Source organism: Bradyrhizobium sp. 33ap4, assembly GCF_032654765.1.
Classification (GTDB): domain Bacteria; phylum Pseudomonadota; class Alphaproteobacteria; order Rhizobiales; family Xanthobacteraceae; genus Bradyrhizobium; species Bradyrhizobium australafricanum.
Genome location: NZ_JAUMTJ010000210.1, coordinates 1 through 767 on the forward strand (window position 1 = coordinate 1; position 767 = coordinate 767).

General features: G+C 63.4%; 1 pseudogene. It reads left to right on the forward strand.

The annotated features are described in order from the left end of the window. Positions 1-734, forward strand: a pseudogene (locus Q2M23_RS43715) (IS5/IS1182 family transposase); the annotation flags it as partial. Between the last annotated feature and the right edge of the window lie 33 nt (positions 735-767).

Here is a 767-nt window from a genome sequence, read left to right on the forward strand (position 1 = left end):
ATACCCACGCCCACCAGTTCAAACGCGCCCGGCGGCAGCTCAAGTTCCTGCGGACACGGCTTGGCCGGATCATCCGCGACATCCGCCGCAAGATTGATGGCGATACGGTGCTGGAAGCTCGCTTCGGCCCGTTGCTCGGTTTAGCGCAGCAGGTGCGCAGCCAGGATCAGCATCAGCGCGGTCCGAAGGTCTATGCGTTACATGCTCCGGAGGTTGAGTGCATCGGCAAGGGTAAAGCCCGCGCGCCCTACGAGTTCGGCTGCAAGGTCAGCATCGCCACCCCTGTGACGTCTCCGAAGGGCGGCCAGTTCGTGCTCCATGCCAAGGCGCTGCATGGCAATCCCTTCGATGGGCACACGCTCGGTCCCGTAATCGCCGACATGGAGAAGCTCACCGGGGTGGAGGCTCGCGGTATCCACGTCGACAAAGGATATCGCGGTCACAACCACCCGCATCGGTTCAGGGTCTGGATCTCGGGTCAGGTCCGCCGCGTCACAGCTTCCATCCGTCGCGAGATGAAGCGTCGCGCGGCTGTCGAGCCCGTCATCGGCCACGTCAAGGCCGAGCACCGCATGGACAGAAATTATCTCAAGGGACGCCTCGGCGACCGCATCAACGCTGTTCTCGCCGCTGCCGGCTATAACTTCGGCCTGCTGCTGCGATGGCTCGCAGAGCTCTTGCGTGTCATCATCCGAGCCTTCTTCGAGACCGTCCCGGCTCGAAACACCGCTTAAGCCGGGCGCCGGCGCCAGTTCTTCACGAACGAC